Below are 22,046 nucleotides of genomic sequence, written 5' to 3'. Positions count from 1 at the left end.
AACCCTGTAGGAGTGAGCCTGCTCGCGATAGCGCAATATCAGTCAATGAAGATGTCGGCTGAAAAAAGTCATCGCGAGCAGGCTCACTCCTACTGGACCGGGGGTGTTACCAAGTCATTCACAAGGCGGAAAAGAATCTCAACACCTGAGAACCAGACAGCATGCGCTGGATAGCCGTCCAAACAGCCAAAATCCCCCTCACCCCCATCTCTCGCGGCCATCGTCGCCGATGTTGCGCCCATCACACTTACCCGCGAATTCGCCGACAAAATCCCCGAACGTGCAGGTATTTTTAACACTGGAAAATTCTCGGGGAACATCTGCCCGTCATCTCGGTCGGCTACAAAGAGTGATGAACGCGACGCACGTCAGAAGCGTGCAAAAACGCGACATTTTTAGTTGATCTCACGCCCCTCACGCCCTAAAGTTCGCGCCGAACGTCCATGCTGGAAACGATCCATCCGGCTCAAGTACTGACGACGAGACAGCAAGGCCAAGGGAAAGCTGCACATCCCATGGCCTTTTTGCTTTCGGCGACATGCCTTGGGAAGTAGGCGAACCAAAGTGGGGATACGGAGGACGTTCATTTGCACCCATTGTTAATTTCAGTTTGCCAGTAGGAGTTCCCAGCATGTCGATCCAGGTCGAAGACTATTTCGCGCGCGCTACATTCGACAAAATGAAGGCGTTCGCCGACAAACAGGAAACCCCGTTCGTGGTGATCGACACCGCGATGATCGCCCAGGCCTACGATGACCTGCGCGCCGGTTTCGAATTCGCCAAGGTCTACTACGCGGTCAAGGCCAACCCGGCCGTCGAGATCATCGACCTGCTCAAAGAGAAAGGTTCGAGCTTCGACATCGCCTCGATCTATGAGCTGGACAAGGTGATGGATCGTGGCGTCAGCCCGGACCGCATCAGCTACGGCAACACCATCAAGAAATCCAAGGACATCCGCTACTTCTACGAGAAGGGCGTGCGTCTGTTCTCCACCGACTCCGAAGCCGACCTGCGCAACATCGCCAAGGCTGCCCCGGGTTCGAAAGTCTATGTGCGCATCCTCACCGAAGGCTCGACCACGGCTGACTGGCCACTGTCGCGCAAATTCGGCTGCCAGACCGACATGGCCATGGACCTGCTGATCCTCGCTCGCGACCTCGGCCTGGTGCCTTACGGCATCTCCTTCCACGTCGGTTCGCAGCAACGCGACATCAGCGTCTGGGACGCGGCGATCGCCAAGGTCAAAGTGATCTTCGAGCGCCTGAAAGAAGAAGACGGCATTCACCTGAAGCTGATCAACATGGGCGGTGGCTTCCCGGCCAACTACATCACCCGCACCAACAGCCTGGAAACCTACGCCGAAGAAATCATCCGTTTCCTCAAGGAAGACTTCGGTGATGACCTGCCGGAAATCATTCTCGAGCCGGGCCGTTCGCTGATCGCCAACGCCGGAATTCTGGTCAGCGAAGTGGTGCTGGTTGCACGCAAGTCACGCACCGCTGTTGAACGTTGGGTTTATACCGATGTGGGCAAATTCTCCGGCCTGATTGAAACCATGGACGAAGCGATCAAGTTCCCGATCTGGACCGAGAAGAAAGGCGAGATGGAAGAAGTCGTGATCGCCGGCCCGACCTGCGACAGCGCTGACATCATGTACGAGAACTACAAATACGGTCTGCCGTTGAACCTGGCGATCGGTGATCGTTTGTACTGGCTGTCGACCGGGGCGTACACCACCAGTTACAGCGCGGTTGAGTTCAATGGCTTTCCGCCGTTGAAATCGTTTTACGTGTAAGCGCAGCTGCGAGTTTCAAGCTGCTAGCTGCAAGTGAAAAGCCCATGACGTGTCATGGGCTTTTTTTGTGTCTGGCTTTGAGATTTGTGGTGTGCTTTCGATCTATCCCCCTCACCCCAGCCCTCTCCCCCAAGGGGGCGAGGGGGAAAGGGAGCAGATCGGGGGCCTTTCAAAAGCTGAGTTCGACCGGATATCTCAGGTCGGTGTATCCGGAACATCCAACTCGGTCAGTCCCCTCTCCCTCTGGGAGAGGGTTAGGGTGAGGGCTCTTGGCACCGAAGCGCATACCGCTCAGCCAACGCCTGAATCCTCAGATCAACAGCACTCGCCAACGCCTGACTCGCCACCCGCAAAAAATTCAGATTGCCGCCGACCAAAGCTTTCTCAAGCCAATCGACCGCCTGATCAATCCGCCCCTCATCCGCTAAAACTGCAGCAAAACTGAACTGCCCACGAAAATCCCCACCCTCGGCCGAACGCCGATACCAATCGCGCGCCGCAACCGGATCCGCCGGGCACTCCTGCCCTTCCTCCAGATAGCGCCCCAGCAGATTCATCGATTTCGCATGGCCCAATTCAGCCGCGCGCCGATACAGCGCCAACGCCTGTTGATGATCCACCGCCACTCCCCGCCCGGTCGCGAGCAGATTGGCGAGGTTGTACATCGCCCAATCCAGCCCGGCATTCGCTGCGATCCGGTAATGCGGCGCAGCAACCGATGCATCCGCAGCAACGCCCCAGCCATGCTCATGACAACGCCCGAGCATATTGCGCGCCATCAGATGCCCGCGCGCGGCAGCGATGCCGAACCAGCGCAGCGCCAGCGCTTGATCCTGGGCGATGCCTTGGCCGTCGAGCAGGATTTGTCCGAGCAACGCCTGCGCTTCAACTTCGCCCTCCCCCGCCGCCAGCAAAATCGCCTGCGCAGCACGGGCCGGACTTTCGCCGAGCATGGCGCTAAGTTGTTCGCCGTCGAGGACTTCCTCGCGGCGCAGCTGGAAACTCATACCTCGACCCAGCGCCGCAGCAAGTTGTGATAGGTGCCGGTGAGGCGGATCAGCGAAGGGTGATCAGGCAGGTCTTGAGTCAGTTGCTGAATCGCCCCGTCCATCTCGAACAGCAACGCGCGCTGGCTGTCTTCGCGCACCAGACTCTGTGTCCAGAAAAACGACGCATAACGCGCACCGCGAGTGACCGCATTGACCTTGTGCAGGCTGGTGCCCGGGTACAACACCATGTCGCCGGCCGGCAACTTCACCCGCTGGGTGCCATAGGTGTCCTGGATTTCCAGCTCGCCGCCGTCGTAATCCGCAGGCTCGCTGAAAAACAACGTCGCCGACAGATCGGTGCGCACGCGCTCGATGCTGCCCTTGGGCTGGCGCACGGCGTTGTCGATGTGGAAATCGAAGCTGCCACCGGCCGTGTAACAGTTCACTAACGGCGGGAAGACTTTGTGCGGCAGCGCGGCGGACATGAACAGCGGGTTTTTCCACAGCCGCTCCAGCATCGCCGCACCGATTTCCTTGGCCAGCGGATGACCTTCTGGCAGTTGCAGATTGTGCTTTGCCTTGGCCGATTGAAAGCCGGCGGTGATCTTGCCATCGGCCCAATCGGCCTGCTCCAGTGCCTCGCGGATGCGCTGCACTTCGTCTTTCGCGAACAGCCCGGGGATGTGCAACAGCATGGCAATGACACCTGATGGCAAAGAGGCGGCAATGGTATTGATTCTTATTGGCTCTGTAAAACCCGAGAGACGAATGAACTGGCAAAAACCGTAAGGTTAAATTGTAAAGAATGTAAATTCAGTGCGAATAACAATGTTTCGCAATTGATACGAATACCTGTTTACCCTATATTCCGCCGCCTCAAATCCTTGGGGAGGGGAATAAAAATGGCACGTCAACACGCACAATTACCGGTCAGTTCACCACGTCTGCTTGCCTCTGCAATCGGTGTGGCAATCACCGCCGGCTCCGCTGGCCAGATGGTGTTTGCTGCCGAAAAAACCGACAGCAAAGCCGCCGGCAATGCCATCGCCCTGGACGCCACCGCCATCACCGGCGAAGCCCAGGACTCGACGTCCTACCAGGTCGAAAAAGCCTCCTCGCCCAAGTACACCGCGCCGCTGGTCGACACGCCGCGCTCGGTCACCGTTATTCCACAGCAGGTTCTGAAAGACACCGGCGCGCTGAACATGCAGGACGCGCTGCGCACCGTGCCGGGCATCACCTTCGGCGCCGGTGAAGGCGGTAATCCACAGGGCGACCGTCCGTTCATTCGTGGTTTCGACGCGCAGGGCGACACCTACCTCGACGGCGTGCGCGACACCGGTTCGCAGAGCCGCGAGATCTTCGCCGTGGAAAACATTGAAGTCAGTAAGGGCCCGAACTCTGCCATCGGCGGTCGCGGCGCGGCAGGCGGCAGCATCAACCTGGTGAGCAAGAAAGCGCACCTGGGCAACTCGTTCGATGGTGGTTTCACCTGGGGTTCCGATCAGACCCAGCGTTACACCCTCGACGGCAACTATCAGTTCAGCGACACCGCCGCCGGCCGTCTGAACCTGATGAGCCACGAGAGCAACGTCGCCGGTCGCGACAAAGTCGATTACGACCGCTGGGGCATCGCCCCGTCCCTGGCCTTTGGCCTGGGCACCGACACCCGCGTCAACCTCGACTACTACCATCTCGAAAGCAACGACACCCCGGATTCGGGCGTGCCGTACACCATTCCTGCTGGCGGCTCCGCTGCACGCACCAAGTCCAATCCGGACAAGCCGTACGCCGGCGGTGACCACAGCAATTTCTACGGTCTGGATCGCGACTTCCGCAAGGGCCGCACCGACACTGCGACCTTCGCCATCGAGCATGACCTGAGCGATTCGCTGACGATCAAGAACACCCTGCGCCACGGCACCAGCATGCAGGATTACATCCTGACCCAGCCGGACGACAGCAAGGGCAACGTCAACAATGGCAGCCTCTGGCGTCGTGCCAATACGCGGGTGAGCAACACCGAAACCACCACCAACCAGACTGACCTGTTCGGCAATTTCTACGTCGCCGGCTTCAAGAACAGCTTCTCCACCGGCGTCGAGTACACCCGTGAGGAAAGCCAGAAGTCTTCGTATAACGTCAACACCGACACCACGCCGCGCACCAGCGCAGTGACCACTAACTGCAACCCGGGCCTGATCGGCGCAGCCAGTGGCTACAACTGCACCTCGCTGTCGAACCCGAACCCGAACGATCCGTGGAACGGCGCAATCTCGCGCAACTACGCCGGCACCGACACCCAGGCCAACACCTACGCGCTGTATGTGTTCGACACCCTGGAGCTGAACGAGCAGTGGCTGGTGAACATGGGCCTGCGTTACGACCACTTCGACACCGACTACAAGACCTACAACGCCGCTGGCACCACCACGTCCAAGGGCGATGACACCAGCGAGTTCGTCACCGGTCAGTTCGGCGTCGTCTACAAGCCTGCGGAAAACGGCAGCATCTACGCCTCCTACGCCACCTCGGCCACGCCACCGGGCAACACCTTGGGCGAAGGTCAGGAAGGCAACCCGTTGGGCGGCACCCCGGATCGCAGCGGCAACCTGCTGAGCAGCGACATGGAGCCGGAAACCACCAAGAACTATGAAATCGGCACCAAGTGGGATCTGCTCAACGATCGCTTGTCGCTGACCGCTGACATCTTCCGCACCGAGAAAGAAAACGCTCGTGTGCAAGTCGACACCACCTCGTACGAAAACGCCGGCAAGACCCGTGTGCAAGGTGTCGAGCTGTCGGCCAGCGGCAAGATCACCGACAAGTGGCAAGTGTTCGCCGGTTACGCCTTCATGGACAGCGAACAAGTCGATGGCGGTCCACTGGGCCGGGCCAACGATGGCAACGAGCTGCCTAACACGCCGAAAAACAGCGCCAGCCTGTGGACCACTTACCAGGTCACGCCGAAGCTCACTATCGGTGGCGGTGCGTTCTACGTCGACGACGTGTACGGCAGCGTGGCCAACACCACCATGGTTGACTCGTATGTTCGCTACGACGCGATGGCGGCTTACAAGCTGACCAAGAACGTCGACCTGCAACTCAACGTGCAGAACCTGACCAACGAAACCTACTACGACAAAGCCTTCTCGACCCACTTCGCCAACCAGGCGGCGGGCCGTACGGCATTGTTGAGCACCAACTTCCACTTCTGACCCTGTAGGAGCTGCGGCACGCTGCGATCTGTTGATCTGGCTTTTGATTCTGAAAAAAAATCAAAAGATCGCAGCCTTCGGCAACTCCAAAAAAAAACAGTGGGCCCCGTTCATTCAATTGAACGGGGCTTTTGTGCGTAAGAAAGAACGCTTCTCGATAACCCACGGCATAATGCGCGCCGTGAAGACAATTTCCGAATGGACGGCGAGTGACGTGTTGAAGAAAACCCTGTTCCAGTTGCACTGGTTTTTTGGCATCACCGCAGGCCTGGTGCTGGCGTTGATGGGCATCACCGGCGCGGCCTATTCGTTTCAGGACGAAATCCTGCGGGCGCTGAATCCTTCCGTTCTGCAGGTGGAAAAACAAGTCGCCGGCGTGCTGCCGCCCGTCGAACTGGTCGAGCGCATCGAAGCCACGTCGGGCAAAAAGGTTTCGATGCTCTGGGTCGAAACCGACAGCGGCAACGCGGCGAAAGTCTTCTTCACCCCGCCCAAGGGTGAACGGCGCGGTGAGATGCGCTATTTCGATCCGTACACCGCCGACTTCATGGGCGATGCCGTCGGCCAGGATTTCTTCGGCCTGATGCTGCAACTGCACCGCTTCCTCGCCATGGGCGATACCGGCCGCAACATCACCGGCGCCTGCACGCTGATTCTGTTGTTCTTCTGCCTCTCCGGCCTGTACCTGCGCTGGCCACGTCAGTGGAACAGCTGGCGCGTGTGGCTGACGCTGGACTGGAAGAAAAAAGGTCGCGCCTTCAACTGGGATCTGCACTCGGTGGCCGGCACGTGGTGTCTGCTGGTCTATCTGCTGCTGGCGTTGACCGGGTTGTCCTGGTCGTATGAGTGGTACAACAAAGGCCTGACCAAATTGCTCTCCGACGCGCCGCAAAACGAGCGCGTGCGCGGTGGTCGCGGCCCGGCGCCGGAAGGCCCGGCACCGACCGCCGACTACGCAGCGATGTGGAGCAGCATCTACAGCGCTGCCGGCCCGGGTCTGGCCGCCTACAACATCCGTATGCCGGCCGTCGCCGGCCAACCGGCAACGGTGTTCTACCTGCTCGACAGCTCGCCGCATGATCGCGCGCTGAACCAGATCACCCTCGACCCGGCCACCGGCATCGTCAAACGCGTCGACCGCTACGCCGACAAGAGCTTCAAGGCGCAACTGCTGACCAGCATTTATGCGCTGCACGTCGGCAGTTATTTCGGTCTGGTCGGGCGGATCATCATCACCCTGGCTGCGGTGTGCATGCCGCTGTTTTTCATTACCGGATGGCTGCTGTACCTCGATCGTCGACGCAAGAAAAAGCAGATCAAGGATGCGCGCAAAGGTCTCGCTCAACCGGCGGGCGATGCGTCGGCCTGGCTGATCGGCTTCGCCAGCCAGAGCGGTTTTGCCGAGCAACTGGCGTGGCAGACCGCCGGGCAATTGCAGGCAGCCGGATTGCCGGTGAAGGTGCAGCCACTGGCCAATGTCAGCGAGCAGGATTTGCGTGAATCGAACAACGCGCTGTTTGTGGTCAGCACGTTTGGCGACGGCGAAGCACCGGACAGCGCGCGCGGGTTCGAGCGCAAAGTGCTGGGCAAGGCGGCAACGCTCGATAGCCTGAATTACTCGGTGCTCGGCCTCGGTGATCGTCAGTATCAGCACTTCTGCGGCTTCGCCAAGCGACTGCATCAGTGGCTGAGCGAGCACGGCGGCAAGACCCTTTTCGCGCCGGTGGAAGTCGACAGTGGCGACCCGTACGCGCTGCGCCATTGGCAAACCCAACTCGGCCTGCTCACCGGGCAAGCCCCCATCGATACCTGGCAAGCGCCGAACTACGACAACTGGACGCTGACACGCCGCGAACTGTTGAACCCGGACAGCAGCGGTGCGCCGGTTTACTTGTTGGGCCTGAGCACACCGAACACCAGCAGTTGGCTGGCCGGCGACCTGGTCGAAGTACTGCCACGCAACTGCCCGTGGGCCATCGAACACTTCCTCGACGGCCTCGGCATTCGTGGCGAGACCACAGTAAAAATCAACGGCCTCGACGAACCTCTGGAAGTCGCGCTGGCGTCGCGGCAATTGCCCGAGCACCGCGCACATCTGGTGGGTTTGCATGCGCAATCGCTGGTCGATGCAATGGTGCCGCTGGCCATGCGCGAATACTCGATCGCCTCGATTGCCGCCGACGGTGTGCTGGAGTTGATCGTGCGTCAGGAACAGCATGCCGATGGCACCCTTGGCATCGGTTCCGGTTGGCTGACCGAGCATGCGCCGGTGGGCGGCAGCATCAGTTTGCGGGTGCGGCGCAACAGTGGTTTCCATCTGCCGAACGAACCCGTGCCGATGATTCTGCTGGGCAACGGTACGGGTCTGGCCGGGTTGCGCAGCTTGCTCAAGGCGCGGATTGCCGATGGTCAACAGCGCCAGTGGTTGCTGTTTGGCGAGCGTAATCGCGAACATGATTTCCTCTGCCGCGCGGAGCTGGAAGAGTGGTTGATCAATGGCGATCTGGAACGGCTGGATCTGGCGTTTTCGCGGGATCAGGTGGAGAAGGTTTATGTGCAGGATCGTTTGCGTGAATCGGCTGATGAGCTGAAGAGATGGCTGGCGGAGGGGGCGGTTATTTATATCTGTGGCAGCTTGCAGGGGATGGCTTCGGGGGTTGATCAAGTGCTCAACGATATTCTCGGCAGCGCCGAAGTGGAGCGGTTGATTGAGCAGGGTCGATATCGGCGTGATGTCTATTAAAGAGCCCCTCACCCTAACCCTCTCCCGGAGGGAGAGGGGACTGATTGGGGGAGATTCACGCAATACGCCGACCTGAACGTCCCTCACCGAATCCATAATCGAGAAAGGCTTTGTGCTGATCTCATAATCAACTCGGTCTTTCAGGTCGACGTACCTCTTCAGACACCTCGATCGGCTCCCTCTCCCTCCGGGAGAGGGCTGGGGTGAGGGTTAGCTTTTGATCTTCAAGCGGGCTGCAATTTTTTCTCAAAAACCGCCACCCCATTCAAATCCCGCAACACCACACTCATCTCCCCACTCCCCCCTTCAATATTCACCTCGCCAAAAAACTGAAACCCGGCAAACGGCGAAGTGTTCTGCGCCGGTGGCGCCTTCTCGAATACCACTTCCGGCCCAAAGGTCTTGTCCAGCGGATTAGGCCCAAAGCTCCCGGCATTCAACGGCCCGGCGACAAACTCCCAGAACGGCTCGAAATCCTGAAACGCCGCGCGATCCGGGTGATAGTGATGGGCCGCGCAGTAATGCACATCTGCCGTGAGGAAGACAAAATTGCGCACCTGCTGCGCACGCAGATAGCCGAGCAACTCGGCGATTTCCACCTCGCGCCCCTGCGCCGGTCCCGGATCACCGTTAGCCACCGCTTCCCAACGCGCGACACCCGGGCTGACCTCGCCATCCGGCACGCCAAGGCCGATCGGCATGTCGGCGGCGATGACCTTCCACTGGGCTTTGGATTTCTTCAAACCGCGCTTGAGCCAGTTCAGTTGCTCACGCCCCAGGAACGGTTTCGCCGCGCCGAGGTTGTCGTCATTGGCGCCGCGATAACTGCGCATGTCGAGCACGAACACATCGAGCATCGGGCCGTAACTGATCTTGCGATAAATCCGCCCGCCGCCGTCGGCAGCCTGCAAACGCATCGGCGAGTATTCCAGCCACGCCTTGCGTGCGCGCCCGACCAGGGTGTGGATATCTTTCTCCTGATAGCGCTCGTCGAGCTGCTTGCCCGGCGACCAGTTGTTGACCACTTCATGGTCGTCCCATTGCCAGATCTGCGGCACTTCGGCGTTGAAGCGACGGATGTTTTCGTCCATCAGGTTGTAGCGGTAGTTGCCGCGATAATCGTCGAGGGTCTGTGCGACTTTGCTCTTGGCTTCGGTGGTGAGGTTGCGCCAGATGCGTCCACCTTCGGTGGTGAGCTGCGCGGGTACGGGGCCGTCGGCATAGATGGTGTCGCCGCTGTGGATAAAGAAGTCCGGCAGGCGCAGACGCATGGCTTCGTAGATGCGCATGCCGCCGATGTCCGGGTTGATGCCGAAGCCCTGGCCGACGGTGTCACCGCTCCAGACGAAACGAATATTGCGCCGCGCCGTCGGAGCGCTGCGCAGGTGACCCAACCATGGTTCGCTGGCGACGCCGGTGCGGGCGTCCTTGAAATACACGCGATAGAAAATCGCCTGATCGGCGGGCAGCCCGGTGAGCTCGACCCGAGCGGTGAAATCTGTGCGCGCATCGGCGAGCGCCGAGACCAAGCGGCGGGGATGGCGAAACTGGCTGCGGGTGTCCCACTCGACCACCATATGCGCCGGGCGATCGCTGCGGCTCCAGATCATCGCGCGGTCGCCTTGCAGGTCGCCGGACTGCACGCCGTCGGTCAACTGCGGGCGATCCTTGACCGAGGCAATCACTGCCGGCGCCAGGCTTGGCATCAGCAGACCGGCGCCAACGACTTGCATGACACGCCGGCGACCGGGGTTGAAATCGCTCATGATGTTCTCCCTGAAAAAAGGAAAACTTAAGCACGCGATCATGAAACACACATGACACCAGACACACCGCAGAACCAATTGTAGGAGTGAGCCTGCTCGCGATAGCGGTGTATCAGCCGACACTCATGTCACTGACAGACCGATATCGCGAGCAGGCTCACTCCTACAGGGGTTTGCGGTGTCAGTCAGGCCTTGGCGGGTTCCAGCGCCAGCTCGACGGCTTCCGGGCGTTTGACCGTCGCATAGACCACAGCGGTCAACAAACTCCCCGCGACAATCGCCAGCAAATACAACAACGCATGGTTGATCGCATTCGGAATCGCCAACACAAACAAGCCACCGTGCGGCGCCATTAGTTTGCAGCCGAAATACATCGACAGCGCACCGGTCAGCGCACCACCGGCAATGCTCGCCGGAATCACCCGCAACGGATCTTTCGCGGCAAACGGAATCGCCCCTTCGGAGATAAAGCACAGCCCCAGCACCAGCGCTGCTTTACCGGCTTCGCGCTCAGTCTGAGCGAACTTGCGCCGCGCAATAAACGTGGCGATACCAAGCCCGATTGGCGGCACCATGCCCGCGGCCATGGTCGCGGCCATCGGCGCATAACTCTGCGACGCCAGCAGCCCCACCGAGAACGCATAGGCGGCTTTGTTGATCGGCCCGCCGAGGTCGACGCACATCATGCCGCCGAGCAACACACCGAGCAGAATCGCGTTGGTGGTGCCCATGCTGTCGAGGAAATGCGTGAGCGCCCCGAGCATGCCGGCGACCGGTTTGCCGACCACGTAAATCATCACCAGACCGGTGAACAGACTGGCGAACAACGGGATGATCAGAATCGGTTTCAGTGCTTCGAGACTTTGCGGCAAGGCGACATATCGACTGATCGCCTTGGCCGCATAACCGGCGATGAAACCGGCGACGATGCCACCGATAAAACCAGCACCCAACGTACTCGCGAGCAAGCCGCCAATCATCCCCGGCGCCAGGCCCGGACGGTCGGCGATCGAGTAAGCGATGTAACCGGCCAACAGCGGCACCATCAATTTGAACGCGGTCTCGCCACCGATCTGCATCAACGCAGCGGCCAGCGTGCCTTCTTCCTTGAACGCGGTGATGCCGAACACAAACGACAGCGCGATCATCAAACCGCCGGCCACCACCATCGGCAGCATGAACGACACGCCGGTCAGCAGGTGTTTGTAGATGCCGGTCTTCTCTTGCTTCGCCGGAGCTTTGCCGTCAGCCGCCGCGCTTTCCACCGCACCTTCGGCCAAGGCTTTTTTCAGTGTGGCTTCGGACTGCTTCAAGGCGATCCCGGTGCCGCAACGATAGATTTTCTTGCCGGCGAAACGCTCGGTGGCGACTTCGATGTCCGCTGCCAGCAACACCACGTCTGCGTCGGCAATTGCCGCTGCACTCAACGGGGTTTTCGCGCCCACCGAGCCTTGGGTTTCGACCTGCAGTTCGTAACCCAGACGCTTGGCGGTTTGCTGTAGGGCTTCGGCCGCCATGAAGGTGTGGGCGACACCGGTCGGGCACGCAGTGATAGCGACGAGACGTGGCGCGCGCGGCGCATCAGCAACCGGTTCAGCAGCGCCGGCGACGTAAACTTCAGCCTCTTCAGCTCCACGACGCAGCACCGCTTCGACATCCTGCAGCGCTTGTGCCGGGGCAATCTGAAAGACTCGTTTACCGACAAAACGCGTCATGTCGACTGCGCCTGTGGCGACCAGCAAAACCCACTCGGCCGCTGCAATGGTCGCCGCCGACAACTCGCGTTCCGGGTGCGCAGCATCGACCACTTCAACGCTGGTGCTCCAGCCCTGACGCTGCGCCGCCGCATCGAGCAAACGCGCGCACAGCACACTGGTGACCATGCCGTTCGGGCAAGCCGTAACAATGGCTAATTTCATGACCAACCCTCTTATTGTTCTGTCAGGGGGCGCACGCGCACGCCCTGTTCGAGCTGCGCCAGTTGCGCAGCGTCGTTGATGCCAAAACCGATCTGGGTCACCGCCATCGCCGCAATCGCGGTGGCCGTGCGCAGGGTTTGTTCAGGCGTGTCGGCGCTGAGCAAACCGTGAAGCATGCCGGCCAACAGCGAATCACCAGCACCGACCGTGCTGGCGACGCTGACCTTCGGCGGCGTGGCGTGCAGTGCCGAACCGACGCTGAACCAATTCACACCGTCAGCACCGTGGGAAATCACCACGTGCTCGATGCCTTGCGCATGCAAGCGCGCCGCTGCTTGCGCTTCCGCCGCGTGGGAAACCACGTCGCAACCGAGGGCGTCGGCGAGTTCTTCGGTGTTCGGTTTGATCAGCCATGGACTGGCTTTCAACGCTTCGCGCAACGCTTCGCCGCTGGAGTCGAGAGCGACTTTCAGACCGAGCTGGTTGAGCCGTTCGATCAGTTCACGCAACCACTGCGCCGTGACGCCGCGCGGCAAACTGCCGGCGACCACCACCGCATCGTGACCCGGTGCAATCTGCAGCAGACGCTCCAACAAGGCCTGCTGCGCGGCGGCGTCGACCACCGGCCCCGGGCCGTTGATGTCGGTGATACGGCCATCCTGTTCGGCGACCTTGATGTTGCTGCGCGTCTCACCCGGCACGCGGATAAACGCGTCGACAAAACCGCGCTTGGCGAACAGGGTTTCGAACGCTTGCAGATTGTCTTCGCCGAGAAACCCACTGACCGTCAGTTGATGGCCTAGATCGGCCAGCACTTGCGCGACGTTCACGCCTTTACCAGCGGCGTGGGTGTGCATCTCGTCGCTGCGATTGACCTGACCGGCCTCCAGCCGTGGCAGTTCGACGGTGAGGTCGAGCGCCGGATTAAGGGTCAGGGTAAGAATCTTGGCCATTACAGGGCCTCCACTAATGCGCGCACTTCGTTGGCGCTGCCCACGGCCAGGGCCTGTTGAGCAAGGGTTTGCGCCTGGGTCAGGCTGAGTTCGCGGATGCGTGCCTTGACTTCGGCAATGCTGCGGCCAGAGACGCTGAGTTCATCGACGCCGAGGCCAACCAGCACCGGCACCGCCAGCGGATCCGCCGCCAACTCACCGCAAACACCGACCCACTTGCCGTGGGCATGGGCCGCGCGCACGGTGATGTCGATCAGTTGCAGCACCGCCGGGTGCAAACCGTCAGCCTGCGCCGACAGGGTCGGATGGCCACGGTCGATGGCCAGGGTGTATTGCGTCAGGTCGTTGGTGCCGACGCTGAAGAAGTCGACTTCCTTGGCCAGCACCGGCGCGAGCAAAGCGGCGGACGGCACTTCGATCATGATCCCCAGTTGCAGATCGGCGACCGGGATTTCCAGGCGCAGACGTTCAGTCATGTCGCGGGCCTGACGCCATTCTTCAACGCTGCCGACCATCGGGAACATGATCCGCAATGGACGGTTGTCCGCCGAACGCAGCAAGGCGCGCAATTGCGCTTCCATGATCTGCGGCCGCTGCAAGGTCAGGCGAATGCCGCGCACGCCGAGGAACGGGTTTTCTTCCTTGGCAATCGGCCAATACGGCAGCGGTTTGTCGCCACCGACATCCAGCGTGCGAACCACCAACGGGCGACCGGCGAGGCCATCGAGGACGCGGCGGTATTCGGCTTCTTGCGTGGCTTCGTCCGGTGCTTGCGGATGGGCCATGAAAATCAGTTCGGTACGCAGCAGACCGATGCCTTCGGCGCCCTGCTCCACCGCGCTGATCACGCCAGCGCTTTCGCCAATGTTGGCAAAGACTTCGACGGCGTGACCGTCGGTGGTGTGTGCCGGTTGATGACGTTGTTCGGCGGCAATCTTCAGCCGTTGTTCGCGGGTATCGCGTTCTTCGGTGGCGCGTTGCAGAGTCGCGGCATCGGCGTCGACGTGCAGACGACCGCGTTGGCCGTCGAGCAGCAATGGCGTGCCCGGTTGCAGCAGCAACACTGCCGCGCCAGCGCCAACCAGCGCCGGAATCCCGAGCGCTCGCGCAACGATTGCACTGTGCGCGGTGGCGCCGCCGCGTGCGGTGAGAATCCCCGCGACACGCGCCGGGTCCAGCCGCGCGACGTCGGACGGGCCGACTTCGTCCATCACCAGAATGTACGGTTGTTCAGGCTCGCTCGCGGTCTGCACGCCACACAGTTGCGCCAGCACGCGGCGACCGATGTCACGCAGATCCGCCGCACGCTCGGCGAGCAAGGCGTCCTGCAACGACTCCTGCTGTTTGGCCGCCGCTTCGATCACCGCCATCCATGCCGCTTCGGCGCTTTCGCCTTGTTTGAGGCGGGTGTCGACTTCGTCGGTGAGGTCCGGGTCGTCGAGCATTTCCTGATGGGTGATGAAGATCTCGCGGATGGCTTTGGCTTTGCTGCGCTCGATCAGGCCCTGAATATCGCTGCGCACATCGCTGAGCGCTTGCTTGAGACGTTCGCGTTCGATGGCAGCGGACTCGCCCCGCAGCGGATAATCGATGGTTTGCTGCACTTGGATGTGTGCCGGGCCGATAGCGATGCCGGGTGCCGCCGGGATTGCTTGCAACTGGCTGCCGGAGGCCGGGGCGAGCAGCACTTCGGCGATGTCGGCGATGACTTCGCGTTGCTGGCTCACCGCTGGCAGCGGCTCGACTTCTTCGCCGAGACCCTCTTCGATAGCGGCCAAGAGTGCCGGCAAAGCGTCGGCGGCAATGCTCGGCTCGGCGATCAACTCCAGCACCTGACCACGACGGGCGCCAAGGCTGAGCAGTTTGCTCAGACTCTTCACCGACACGGCGCTGTCCTGACCGTCGACGATGCGCACGCGAATCTCGCCATCAAAACTCTTCGCCAGTTGCGCGAGGATCTTCGCCGGGCGCGCGTGCAGACCGTGGGCGTTGGCCAGGGCAATACGCGCGCTCGGCCAGTCGGCGGGCAATTCACCGCCGAGCACTTCGAGAACTTTGCGACTGCTGGTAGCGCGGCCCAATTCATGGCCGCGACCTTCGATCAGCAACGCACACAGGCGTTCAAGCAACGCTTGATGTGCCTCGCCGAGGCTGGCCAGGCAGAACAGACCGCTAAGCGGCTGACCGAGGTAGCGCATCGGTTTGTCCGGCGTAACAAACGCCAGGCCCGGACGCTTCACCGTTTGCTCGCTGTGCAGCCACCACAAACCATCGCCCAGCGGCAGCGCTTCGACCTGCTGCAACACGCCGGCAAAACCGTTGCTCACACAATCGGCCTGACGCAGCAGACGCGCGCCACGCCAGACCAGTTCTTCGAAATCGTCGGCCGAGACACCGAGGCCAATCATCTGCGCATCGAGCGCCAGTTCCTGCGGCGCGCCTTGCAGCAATTTCAGCAGCGCCTCAGGTGAACTGGCGCGACGCAGGGCCTGGCCCAGATCGGTCTCGCCGAGGGCACGGGTCAGCAGTTGCAGCAGGCGCAGGTGTTCGTCGGATTTGGCGGCAATGCCAATCGCCAGATAAACGATCTGGCCATCGCCCCAATCCACGCCTTCCGGGAACTGCATCAGGCGCACGCCAGTGGCGAACACCTGATCGCGGGTTTCCGGGGTCCCGTGGGGAATGGCAATACCTTGACCGAGAAAGGTCGAGCCCTGGGCTTCCCGTGCCTGCAATCCAGCGAGGTAACCGTCGGCAACCAGACCATCGGCCACCAGGTGATTGGCGAGCAGTTGCAGGGCAGCGGGTTTATCCACAGCCGATTGGCCCATGGATATCTGCTCTATAGTGAGCTCGAGCATGCGATCTCCTTTTTGGCGCTTTATGAGTGCCAGGTATTGTTTTGGATGGTTTGCAGCTTAGGCGCTTTACCGCTTTGCTTTTCAGCGGCAGTTTTGGCGGTTTCACGGCAGAACCGGCCAAAGACGTCTAAAACGTAGAAAATACGCTTGCTGAAACGTTTAATCTAGATTGATCGGCACGTTACTCGATAATGTCCCATCCTTGAAGTCCAACTTGTCGGATGCGCTGCGACAATAGTCGCCTGCCCTAATCGGGTAGGATTGGCGAAAATGTCGCGGCAAGCTCGAAAAAACAAGGAAATCCCGGGTTGAAACTCAGTGATATCGCGCGGTTGGCCGGAGTGTCCGTGACCACCGCCAGCTACGTCATCAACGGCAAGGCCGAACAGCAACGCATCAGTAACGCCACCGTCGAGCGGGTGCGGGCGGTGGTCGATCTGCACGGCTTCACGCCAAACCCTCAAGCGGCCGGGCTGCGCAGTCGGCATACGCGCACGCTGGGCTTTATTCTGCCGGATCTGGAAAACCCCAGTTACGCGCGGATCGCCAAGCTGCTCGAACAAGGTGCGCGAGCGCGCGGCTATCAATTGCTGATCGCCAGCTCCGACGATGCGCCAGACAGCGAGCGGCAGTTGCTGCAACTGTTCCGCGCGCGTCGTTGTGATGCGTTGATCGTCGCCAGTTGCCTGCCCGCCGGCGATGATAGCTATCGGCAGTTGCAGGCCAAAGGGCTGCCGATCATCGCCATCGACCGGGTCATGGAGCCGGAACATTTCTGCTCGGTGATCAGTGACGACCGCGAAGCCAGCCTGCACCTGACCCAGAGCTTGCTCGACCCGCAACTGAAGCAGATTGTGCTGCTCGGCGCGCGCCCGGAACTGAGCATCAGCCAGGAACGTGCCGCCGGTTTCAAAGAGGCGCTGGTCGACTTCAAGGGCGAAGTGCTGGTCGAACACGCCGAATCCTTCAGCCGTGAGTGCGGCAAGCAACTGATGGAAGAACTCCTGCAACGTCTGGGACATTTGCCCGACGCGTTGGTGACGACTTCCTACGTGCTGCTACAAGGCGTGTTCGATGCGCTGCATGACTTCCCGCTGAAATCGCGGCCGCTGCGCCTGGGCACCTTCGGCGATACGCAGTTGCTGGATTTCCTGCCGCTGCCGGTCAACGCCATGGCCCAGCAACACCAGTTGATCGCCGACAAGGCGCTGGAACTGGCGCTGGCCGCTGTCGAGCAGTCGGAGTACAAGCCTGGCGTGCAGGCCATTGCGCGGACCTTCAAGCAGCGTATTCACCGGGACTGAGCCGTGGAGCTGATCGACAGCCACACCCACCTCGACTTCCCCGACTTCGACGCCGATCGCTCGGCGTTGCTCGCCGAAAGCCGCGCGCTCGGGGTGCGGCGGATGGTGGTGTTGGGTGTCCATGAGGTTAATTGGCAACGGGTGTGGGATCTGGTGCAGAGCGATGCGGATTTATACGCGGCATTCGGTCTGCACCCGGTGTATCTCGATCAGCATCGCCCCGAAGATTTGTCGGCACTCGGAGATTGGCTGACGCGATTGCGCGGTCATCGGCAGTTGTGTGCGGTGGGCGAGATCGGTCTGGATTACTTCATCGAAACCCTCGACCGCGAGCGGCAACAGGCGCTGTTCGAGGCGCAGCTACAACTGGCCGCGGATTTCGAATTACCGGCATTAATCCACGTTCGCCGTAGTCATGCGGCAGTGATCTCAACGCTCAAACGCTTCAAGCTCAAACGCGCGGGAATCATCCACGCCTTCGCCGGCAGCCGTGAAGAAGCGCGGGAGTACATCAAACTCGGTTTCAAACTGGGTCTGGGCGGCGCGCCGACCTGGCCACAGGCGTTGCGCATGCATCGAGTGATTGCGCAATTGCCGCTGGAGTCGATCGTGCTGGAAACCGATTCGCCGGACATGGCGCCCGCGATGTTTCCCGGTCAGCGCAACAGCCCGGCGCATTTGCCGGCGATTTGTGAGGTGCTGGCCGAGTTGATGAGCATCACAACCCAGCAATTGGCCAGACAAACTACCGCTAATATCGAGGAATTATTTGATTGGCATTAGACCATATCGGGTTCAGCTCTTGTAAACGCGAATAGCCTTGAATGCCCCAACCACTAACCTTAAAAGGCCCGCGACTCTAACAAAAACCTTATAAAAATAAAAAACAAAACGAACGACTGCTTCGACACCACAAACCCAACAACAGCCGCTCGCATACCTGACTGCTTCCTTACATGTCGAGCAAGACAACCAGACTTCGACTTACCCCTCACACAGTATATTGCTGTCAAGGGTACGTATAATAAATGGAGTTTTCTCCACTCACATCTGCGAAGGGAAGGTCAAAAACGAATCTGACATAAACGCGGGCTCGTCTATTTGCCGCTATATAACCTCCGACGCGCCAAGGATTCCATTGATTGTCTTGGCGCATGCTGTCTGGAGAGTCGATTCCCCACCACTGGTTTGAATCAAAACTGAAATGGATGTTCGCCTTATGCCGGCTAAAACCGTCTGGATCATTAATGGTGTAGTGGGACGCATAACAATAAAACATTCCGCCGTCATTACCCCACCAGTAAGTATATTTAATTTGCCCACGATAGACTCTATTATCCGCAATCAAAATCCCCTCGTAGGTTTTTGCACCTTTGGATAACTTATCAATCTCCTCGCTCGTGAGAATATTTTTCTCAGTGACGTTCTCGATGTTTTTTGTAGAGCCGGGAGTAGCATCTTTATCTTTCATGATCGCTCCATGGATCGGGATCAACAATAGTCGAAATATAAGTGCAGCCTTTGTTAGGCCAACATTAGTAAATCTGACTATTTCATCATGCTCTACTGTCAAACCTGACAGTCCCGACAAACGGCTATCGCTGATCTTGCGGTGTTTTTTATACCTGATCACATAGCGTTCAACTGTGCCCGTTGCCAATTATTTCCTGCCGATAACATTCACTCAGCCCACCGATAGCGTTGAGGTGGCCGCAGGCGTTACGCATGCATCGAGTGATTGCTCTTTTGATCCTGGCTTGAAGAAAAGATCAACAGATCGCAGCCTCTTTTCACTCGACAGCGCCTACAAATCAGTCGGCGTGCGCCTTGGCGGCCTCCAGAACCAGCGTCAGATGCTGACGCTGGCGCGCGTAACGGACGACCACGAAGTACACGAAGATCGTGATCAGTGATGCGTTCAGTTGCTCGTTGACGCTAAGCAATCCCACCCATTCCATCACCAACGCCACCAGCAGCGCGGTGCAGACTGTTACTGAAGCGCTGAAACGCAGTAGCGCCAGTGAATCGAGGGACTTGAAGCGCTTGATCTGTTGCGGGCAACGCAGCTCCAGCGCTTGCTGGCAATGCTCGCAGCTGAACGGTTCATTGATCGAGATGGCATTGAGTTGCCACGGTTTGAGCAGCAGCGTGGTCTGGCAATGAGCACAACGGCCCTGGACTCCCAGAGTTGCGGCAGACATGAGCGGCCTCCTCTACCGAACGATTGGGTATGGATACTGGCTCATTGCAGGGGAAATGCCAGAGTCTGCAGAGAAACAGGATTGGGCTTACGGGCCGAAGTGAAAAAGTACTACAAAAGGTTCTGATAAAACCCAGAACCCGGTGGGAGCGAGCCTGCTCGCGAAGGCGATGTGTCAGGTGACAGAGATGTCACTAACAGATTGCATTCGCGAGCAGGCTCGCTCCCACAGGTTTCGTGCGTGCCTCAGACGCGGAAGGCGCTGATCAGCTGTTTGAGTTCTACCACCTGGGCCGACAACGCCCGGCTGGCATCTTCGGTCTGGTGCGCACCTTGCGCCGTACGTTCGCCGGCGCGGTTGATCTCGACGATGTTCTGGTCGATGTCGTGGGCCACCGCCGTTTGCTGTTCAACCGCAGCGGCGATCTGCTGGTTCTGATCGACGATCATGCCCACCGCACCGAGGATGTTTTCCAGCGCCTGCTGGACCTTCTCCGACTGCCCGACCGTGCCATTGGCCATCTGATGGCTGACGCCCATGGCTTTCACCGCCGCGCCGACACCGCCGTGCAGTTTGGCGATCATCTGTTCGATTTCTTCGGTCGATTGCTGGGTGCGTTTGGCCAGGGTGCGCACTTCGTCGGCAACCACAGCAAAACCGCGTCCCTGCTCACCAGCACGGGCTGCTTCGATCGCGGCGTTGAGCGCGAGCAAGTTGGTTTGTTCGGCGATGCTCTTGATCACTTCCAGTACACGACTGATCGCCTGGCTGTCACTGGCCAACTGGTTGATCACCAACACCGACTGATCGATTTCGCTGGCCAGCGCGGCAATGCTGCCCTGTTGTGATTCGACCAGACCGCGACCGCTGATAGTCTCGTCATTCACACTGTGGGCACTGCTCACCGCTGCGGCGGCACTGCGCGCCACCTCCAGTGAGGTTGCCGACATCTGATTCATCGCCGTCGCCACTTGCTCAATCTGCGTGCGCTGTCCGGCGACCGCCTGGTTGCTTTGCGCCGAGACGTTTTCAACCTGCCCGGCCTGACGCTCGACCTCGCCGACGGTCTGCCCCACGCGCTCGATCAAGTCATGAATCTTGCGCACCGTGCCATTGAACACTTCGCCCAACTCACCCAATTCATCGCGACTGTTGGCCATGAAGTTGACCGTCATGTCGCCGGCCGCGACCTTGTCCATCATCGCGCCCAAGCGTTTCAGCGTGGTGCGGGTCGAGGCGTAGAAACCACCATAGAGGTAGAAAATCAGCACAAACACCACCGACAGCGCCACCGCCTGCAAGACCATGTGCGTGCGGTTTTGCGCCAGACGTTGCTGCAATTGAGTGTCGAGGAATTTCAACGTGGCTTCGTTGAGCTGGTAAGTCCGGTCGATCAGCCCGGTGACCTGATCGTAAAACGCCTGCCACGGTGCATCGAGCGTGTCAGCCATCACCACTTGTTCTTCGAACAGTTCGCTGGCCTGTTTCAGCGAGCCCTTGCTGCTCTCGGCCGCCGCGCTGAGGTTTTCCCGCGCGGCTTTGCTGGAGCCGAGGGCGTCCTGCAGCTTCAGGCCGTATTCGGCCTGGAGTTTTTCGATCTGCACCATCAGCTCATCAAAACGCGTGCTCGACGAACTGTTAAGAAAACCCTGGCCCAATGAATACGAACCCATGGCCCGGCCTTCGCCGAGGGTTTGCGTGACGGTCGGCGTGATCAGGGTGACCAGTTCGCTGAGCTGACGGATATCGCTCTGATTATCGCGGCTGAGTCCGGCCTGACTGCTGATGATCTGGCTGAAAATCTGCGCACTGGCCAACAATTTGCCGATCAGCGCGCTTTTGCTTTGCAGCGAGTTTTCCGTTTGCTGGGCCTTGAACGCGACGATCATTTCATCGCGTTTGCCGTCGAACACCTGAATCTGTTCGGGATCGTCGGTCATCGCCGTCAGCCCTTGCAAGCGCGTCAAAACCGCTTGCTCGAGGGTGGTGATCTGCGCCTCGACATTGCCGGCCTTGCCGGACTGGCCGAGGGTGACGTTGATCTGCACCAGATTGTTGAGGGTTTCCAGATCCCGGCGCAGGGCCAGGCTGCTGCCCAGCAGATCGAGGCTTTGCAGTTCGACCCGAGTGCCCTGGAATTCGCGATAGGAATCGCGCACCAGATAGAAATTGGTCACCAGCATCGGCACCAGGAACAGCACGCTGATCAGGCTGAACTTCATGCCGAAGCTCAGACGGTTCATCAGCGAGACGGCGGGATAGAGCAAGCTCTTCACTGGAAGTCTCCCTTGGTTTTT

14 protein-coding genes are annotated in these 22,046 nt (G+C 59.9%); 5 read left to right on the top strand and 9 right to left on the bottom strand.

The window, feature by feature from the left end:
- The first annotated feature begins 631 nt into the window (after positions 1 to 631).
- Positions 632 to 1,795 (top strand): type III PLP-dependent enzyme, encoded by a 1,164-nt coding sequence (locus AC3IUF_RS04155; RefSeq protein ID WP_007915304.1) that lies wholly within the window; start codon positions 632 to 634, stop codon positions 1,793 to 1,795.
- Between the two features lie 254 nt (positions 1,796 to 2,049).
- On the opposite strand, the gene AC3IUF_RS04150 is transcribed toward AC3IUF_RS04155, so the two are convergent.
- The gene (locus tag AC3IUF_RS04150) at positions 2,050 to 2,802 is read right to left on the bottom strand and encodes a tetratricopeptide repeat protein (protein WP_489280467.1); all 753 of its coding nucleotides are present in this window, start codon (positions 2,800 to 2,802) and stop codon (positions 2,050 to 2,052) included.
- Entirely contained in the window at positions 2,799 to 3,479 is a 681-nt protein-coding gene (locus tag AC3IUF_RS04145; RefSeq protein ID WP_007915302.1) for a Fe2+-dependent dioxygenase, read from the bottom strand. Before AC3IUF_RS04145 ends, AC3IUF_RS04150 begins: the two co-directional genes overlap by 4 nt.
- 207 nt (positions 3,480 to 3,686) lie before the next feature.
- Between AC3IUF_RS04145 and AC3IUF_RS04140 the strand changes: the two genes are divergently transcribed.
- The gene (locus AC3IUF_RS04140) at positions 3,687 to 6,002 is read left to right on the top strand and encodes a TonB-dependent receptor (RefSeq protein ID WP_489280465.1); all 2,316 of its coding nucleotides are present in this window, start codon (positions 3,687 to 3,689) and stop codon (positions 6,000 to 6,002) included.
- 214 nt (positions 6,003 to 6,216) lie between these two features.
- Positions 6,217 to 8,745: a PepSY domain-containing protein gene (locus AC3IUF_RS04135; RefSeq protein WP_489281602.1), complete on the top strand. Its 2,529-nt coding sequence runs from the start codon at positions 6,217 to 6,219 to the stop codon at positions 8,743 to 8,745.
- A 224-nt stretch (positions 8,746 to 8,969) separates the two neighbouring features.
- Here the strand turns inward: AC3IUF_RS04135 and AC3IUF_RS04130 are convergent, their stop codons facing one another.
- From AC3IUF_RS04130 to ptsP, 4 genes are all read right to left on the bottom strand, one after another.
- A complete protein-coding gene (locus AC3IUF_RS04130; protein WP_489280464.1) occupies positions 8,970 to 10,511 on the bottom strand; it encodes an alkaline phosphatase D family protein in 1,542 nt (513 codons plus the stop codon).
- A gap of 185 nt (positions 10,512 to 10,696) precedes the next feature.
- A complete protein-coding gene (locus AC3IUF_RS04125; RefSeq protein WP_095114226.1) occupies positions 10,697 to 12,430 on the bottom strand; it encodes a PTS fructose-like transporter subunit IIB in 1,734 nt (577 codons plus the stop codon).
- Between the two features lie 11 nt (positions 12,431 to 12,441).
- Entirely contained in the window at positions 12,442 to 13,383 is a 942-nt protein-coding gene (gene pfkB / locus AC3IUF_RS04120; protein WP_141127784.1) for a 1-phosphofructokinase, read from the bottom strand.
- Positions 13,383 to 16,244: a phosphoenolpyruvate--protein phosphotransferase gene (ptsP, locus tag AC3IUF_RS04115; protein ID WP_007915287.1), complete on the bottom strand. Its 2,862-nt coding sequence runs from the start codon at positions 16,242 to 16,244 to the stop codon at positions 13,383 to 13,385. Before ptsP ends, pfkB begins: the two co-directional genes overlap by 1 nt.
- Before the next feature lie 308 nt (positions 16,245 to 16,552).
- Here ptsP and cra point away from each other — a divergent pair, with 308 nt between their 5' ends.
- The gene (cra, locus tag AC3IUF_RS04110) at positions 16,553 to 17,548 is read left to right on the top strand and encodes a catabolite repressor/activator (RefSeq protein WP_123375774.1); all 996 of its coding nucleotides are present in this window, start codon (positions 16,553 to 16,555) and stop codon (positions 17,546 to 17,548) included.
- Between the two features lie 3 nt (positions 17,549 to 17,551).
- Complete coding sequence (locus tag AC3IUF_RS04105) at positions 17,552 to 18,331, top strand: TatD family hydrolase (RefSeq protein WP_489280461.1); 780 nt, start codon at positions 17,552 to 17,554, stop codon at positions 18,329 to 18,331.
- 226 nt (positions 18,332 to 18,557) lie between these two features.
- On the opposite strand, the gene AC3IUF_RS04100 is transcribed toward AC3IUF_RS04105, so the two are convergent.
- The 3 genes from AC3IUF_RS04100 to AC3IUF_RS04090 form a co-directional block, all read right to left on the bottom strand.
- Positions 18,558 to 19,019, bottom strand: a complete 462-nt coding sequence (locus AC3IUF_RS04100; protein WP_489280460.1) for a hypothetical protein — start codon at positions 19,017 to 19,019, stop codon at positions 18,558 to 18,560.
- A 340-nt stretch (positions 19,020 to 19,359) separates the two neighbouring features.
- A complete protein-coding gene (locus tag AC3IUF_RS04095) occupies positions 19,360 to 19,749 on the bottom strand; it encodes a hypothetical protein (RefSeq protein WP_489280458.1) in 390 nt (129 codons plus the stop codon).
- Between the two features lie 245 nt (positions 19,750 to 19,994).
- Positions 19,995 to 22,025 carry a methyl-accepting chemotaxis protein gene (locus AC3IUF_RS04090; protein WP_489280456.1) on the bottom strand — a complete coding sequence of 677 codons (2,031 nt, stop codon included), beginning with the start codon at positions 22,023 to 22,025 and terminating at the stop codon, positions 19,995 to 19,997.
- Positions 22,026 to 22,046 lie beyond the last annotated feature (21 nt).

The organism is Pseudomonas sp. KH_040, from assembly GCF_057839305.1.
This window is presented reverse-complemented; position numbering and strand designations above follow the sequence as displayed.

Bases quoted from the DNA above. Each gene is read 5' to 3' on its own strand.
- AC3IUF_RS04155 (WP_007915304.1), top strand. From the start codon at position 632: ATGTCGATCCAGGTCGAAGACTATTTCGCGCGCGCTACATTCGACAAA.
- AC3IUF_RS04095 (WP_489280458.1), bottom strand. From the start codon at position 19,749: ATGTCTGCCGCAACTCTGGGAGTCCAGGGCCGTTGTGCTCATTGCCAG.
- AC3IUF_RS04150 (WP_489280467.1), bottom strand. From the start codon at position 2,802: ATGAGTTTCCAGCTGCGCCGCGAGGAAGTCCTCGACGGCGAACAACTT.
- ptsP (WP_007915287.1), bottom strand. From the start codon at position 16,244: ATGCTCGAGCTCACTATAGAGCAGATATCCATGGGCCAATCGGCTGTG.
- AC3IUF_RS04100 (WP_489280460.1), bottom strand. From the start codon at position 19,019: ATGAAAGATAAAGATGCTACTCCCGGCTCTACAAAAAACATCGAGAAC.
- AC3IUF_RS04145 (WP_007915302.1), bottom strand. From the start codon at position 3,479: ATGCTGTTGCACATCCCCGGGCTGTTCGCGAAAGACGAAGTGCAGCGC.
- AC3IUF_RS04130 (WP_489280464.1), bottom strand. From the start codon at position 10,511: ATGAGCGATTTCAACCCCGGTCGCCGGCGTGTCATGCAAGTCGTTGGC.
- AC3IUF_RS04125 (WP_095114226.1), bottom strand. From the start codon at position 12,430: ATGAAATTAGCCATTGTTACGGCTTGCCCGAACGGCATGGTCACCAGT.
- AC3IUF_RS04140 (WP_489280465.1), top strand. From the start codon at position 3,687: ATGGCACGTCAACACGCACAATTACCGGTCAGTTCACCACGTCTGCTT.
- pfkB (WP_141127784.1), bottom strand. From the start codon at position 13,383: ATGGCCAAGATTCTTACCCTGACCCTTAATCCGGCGCTCGACCTCACC.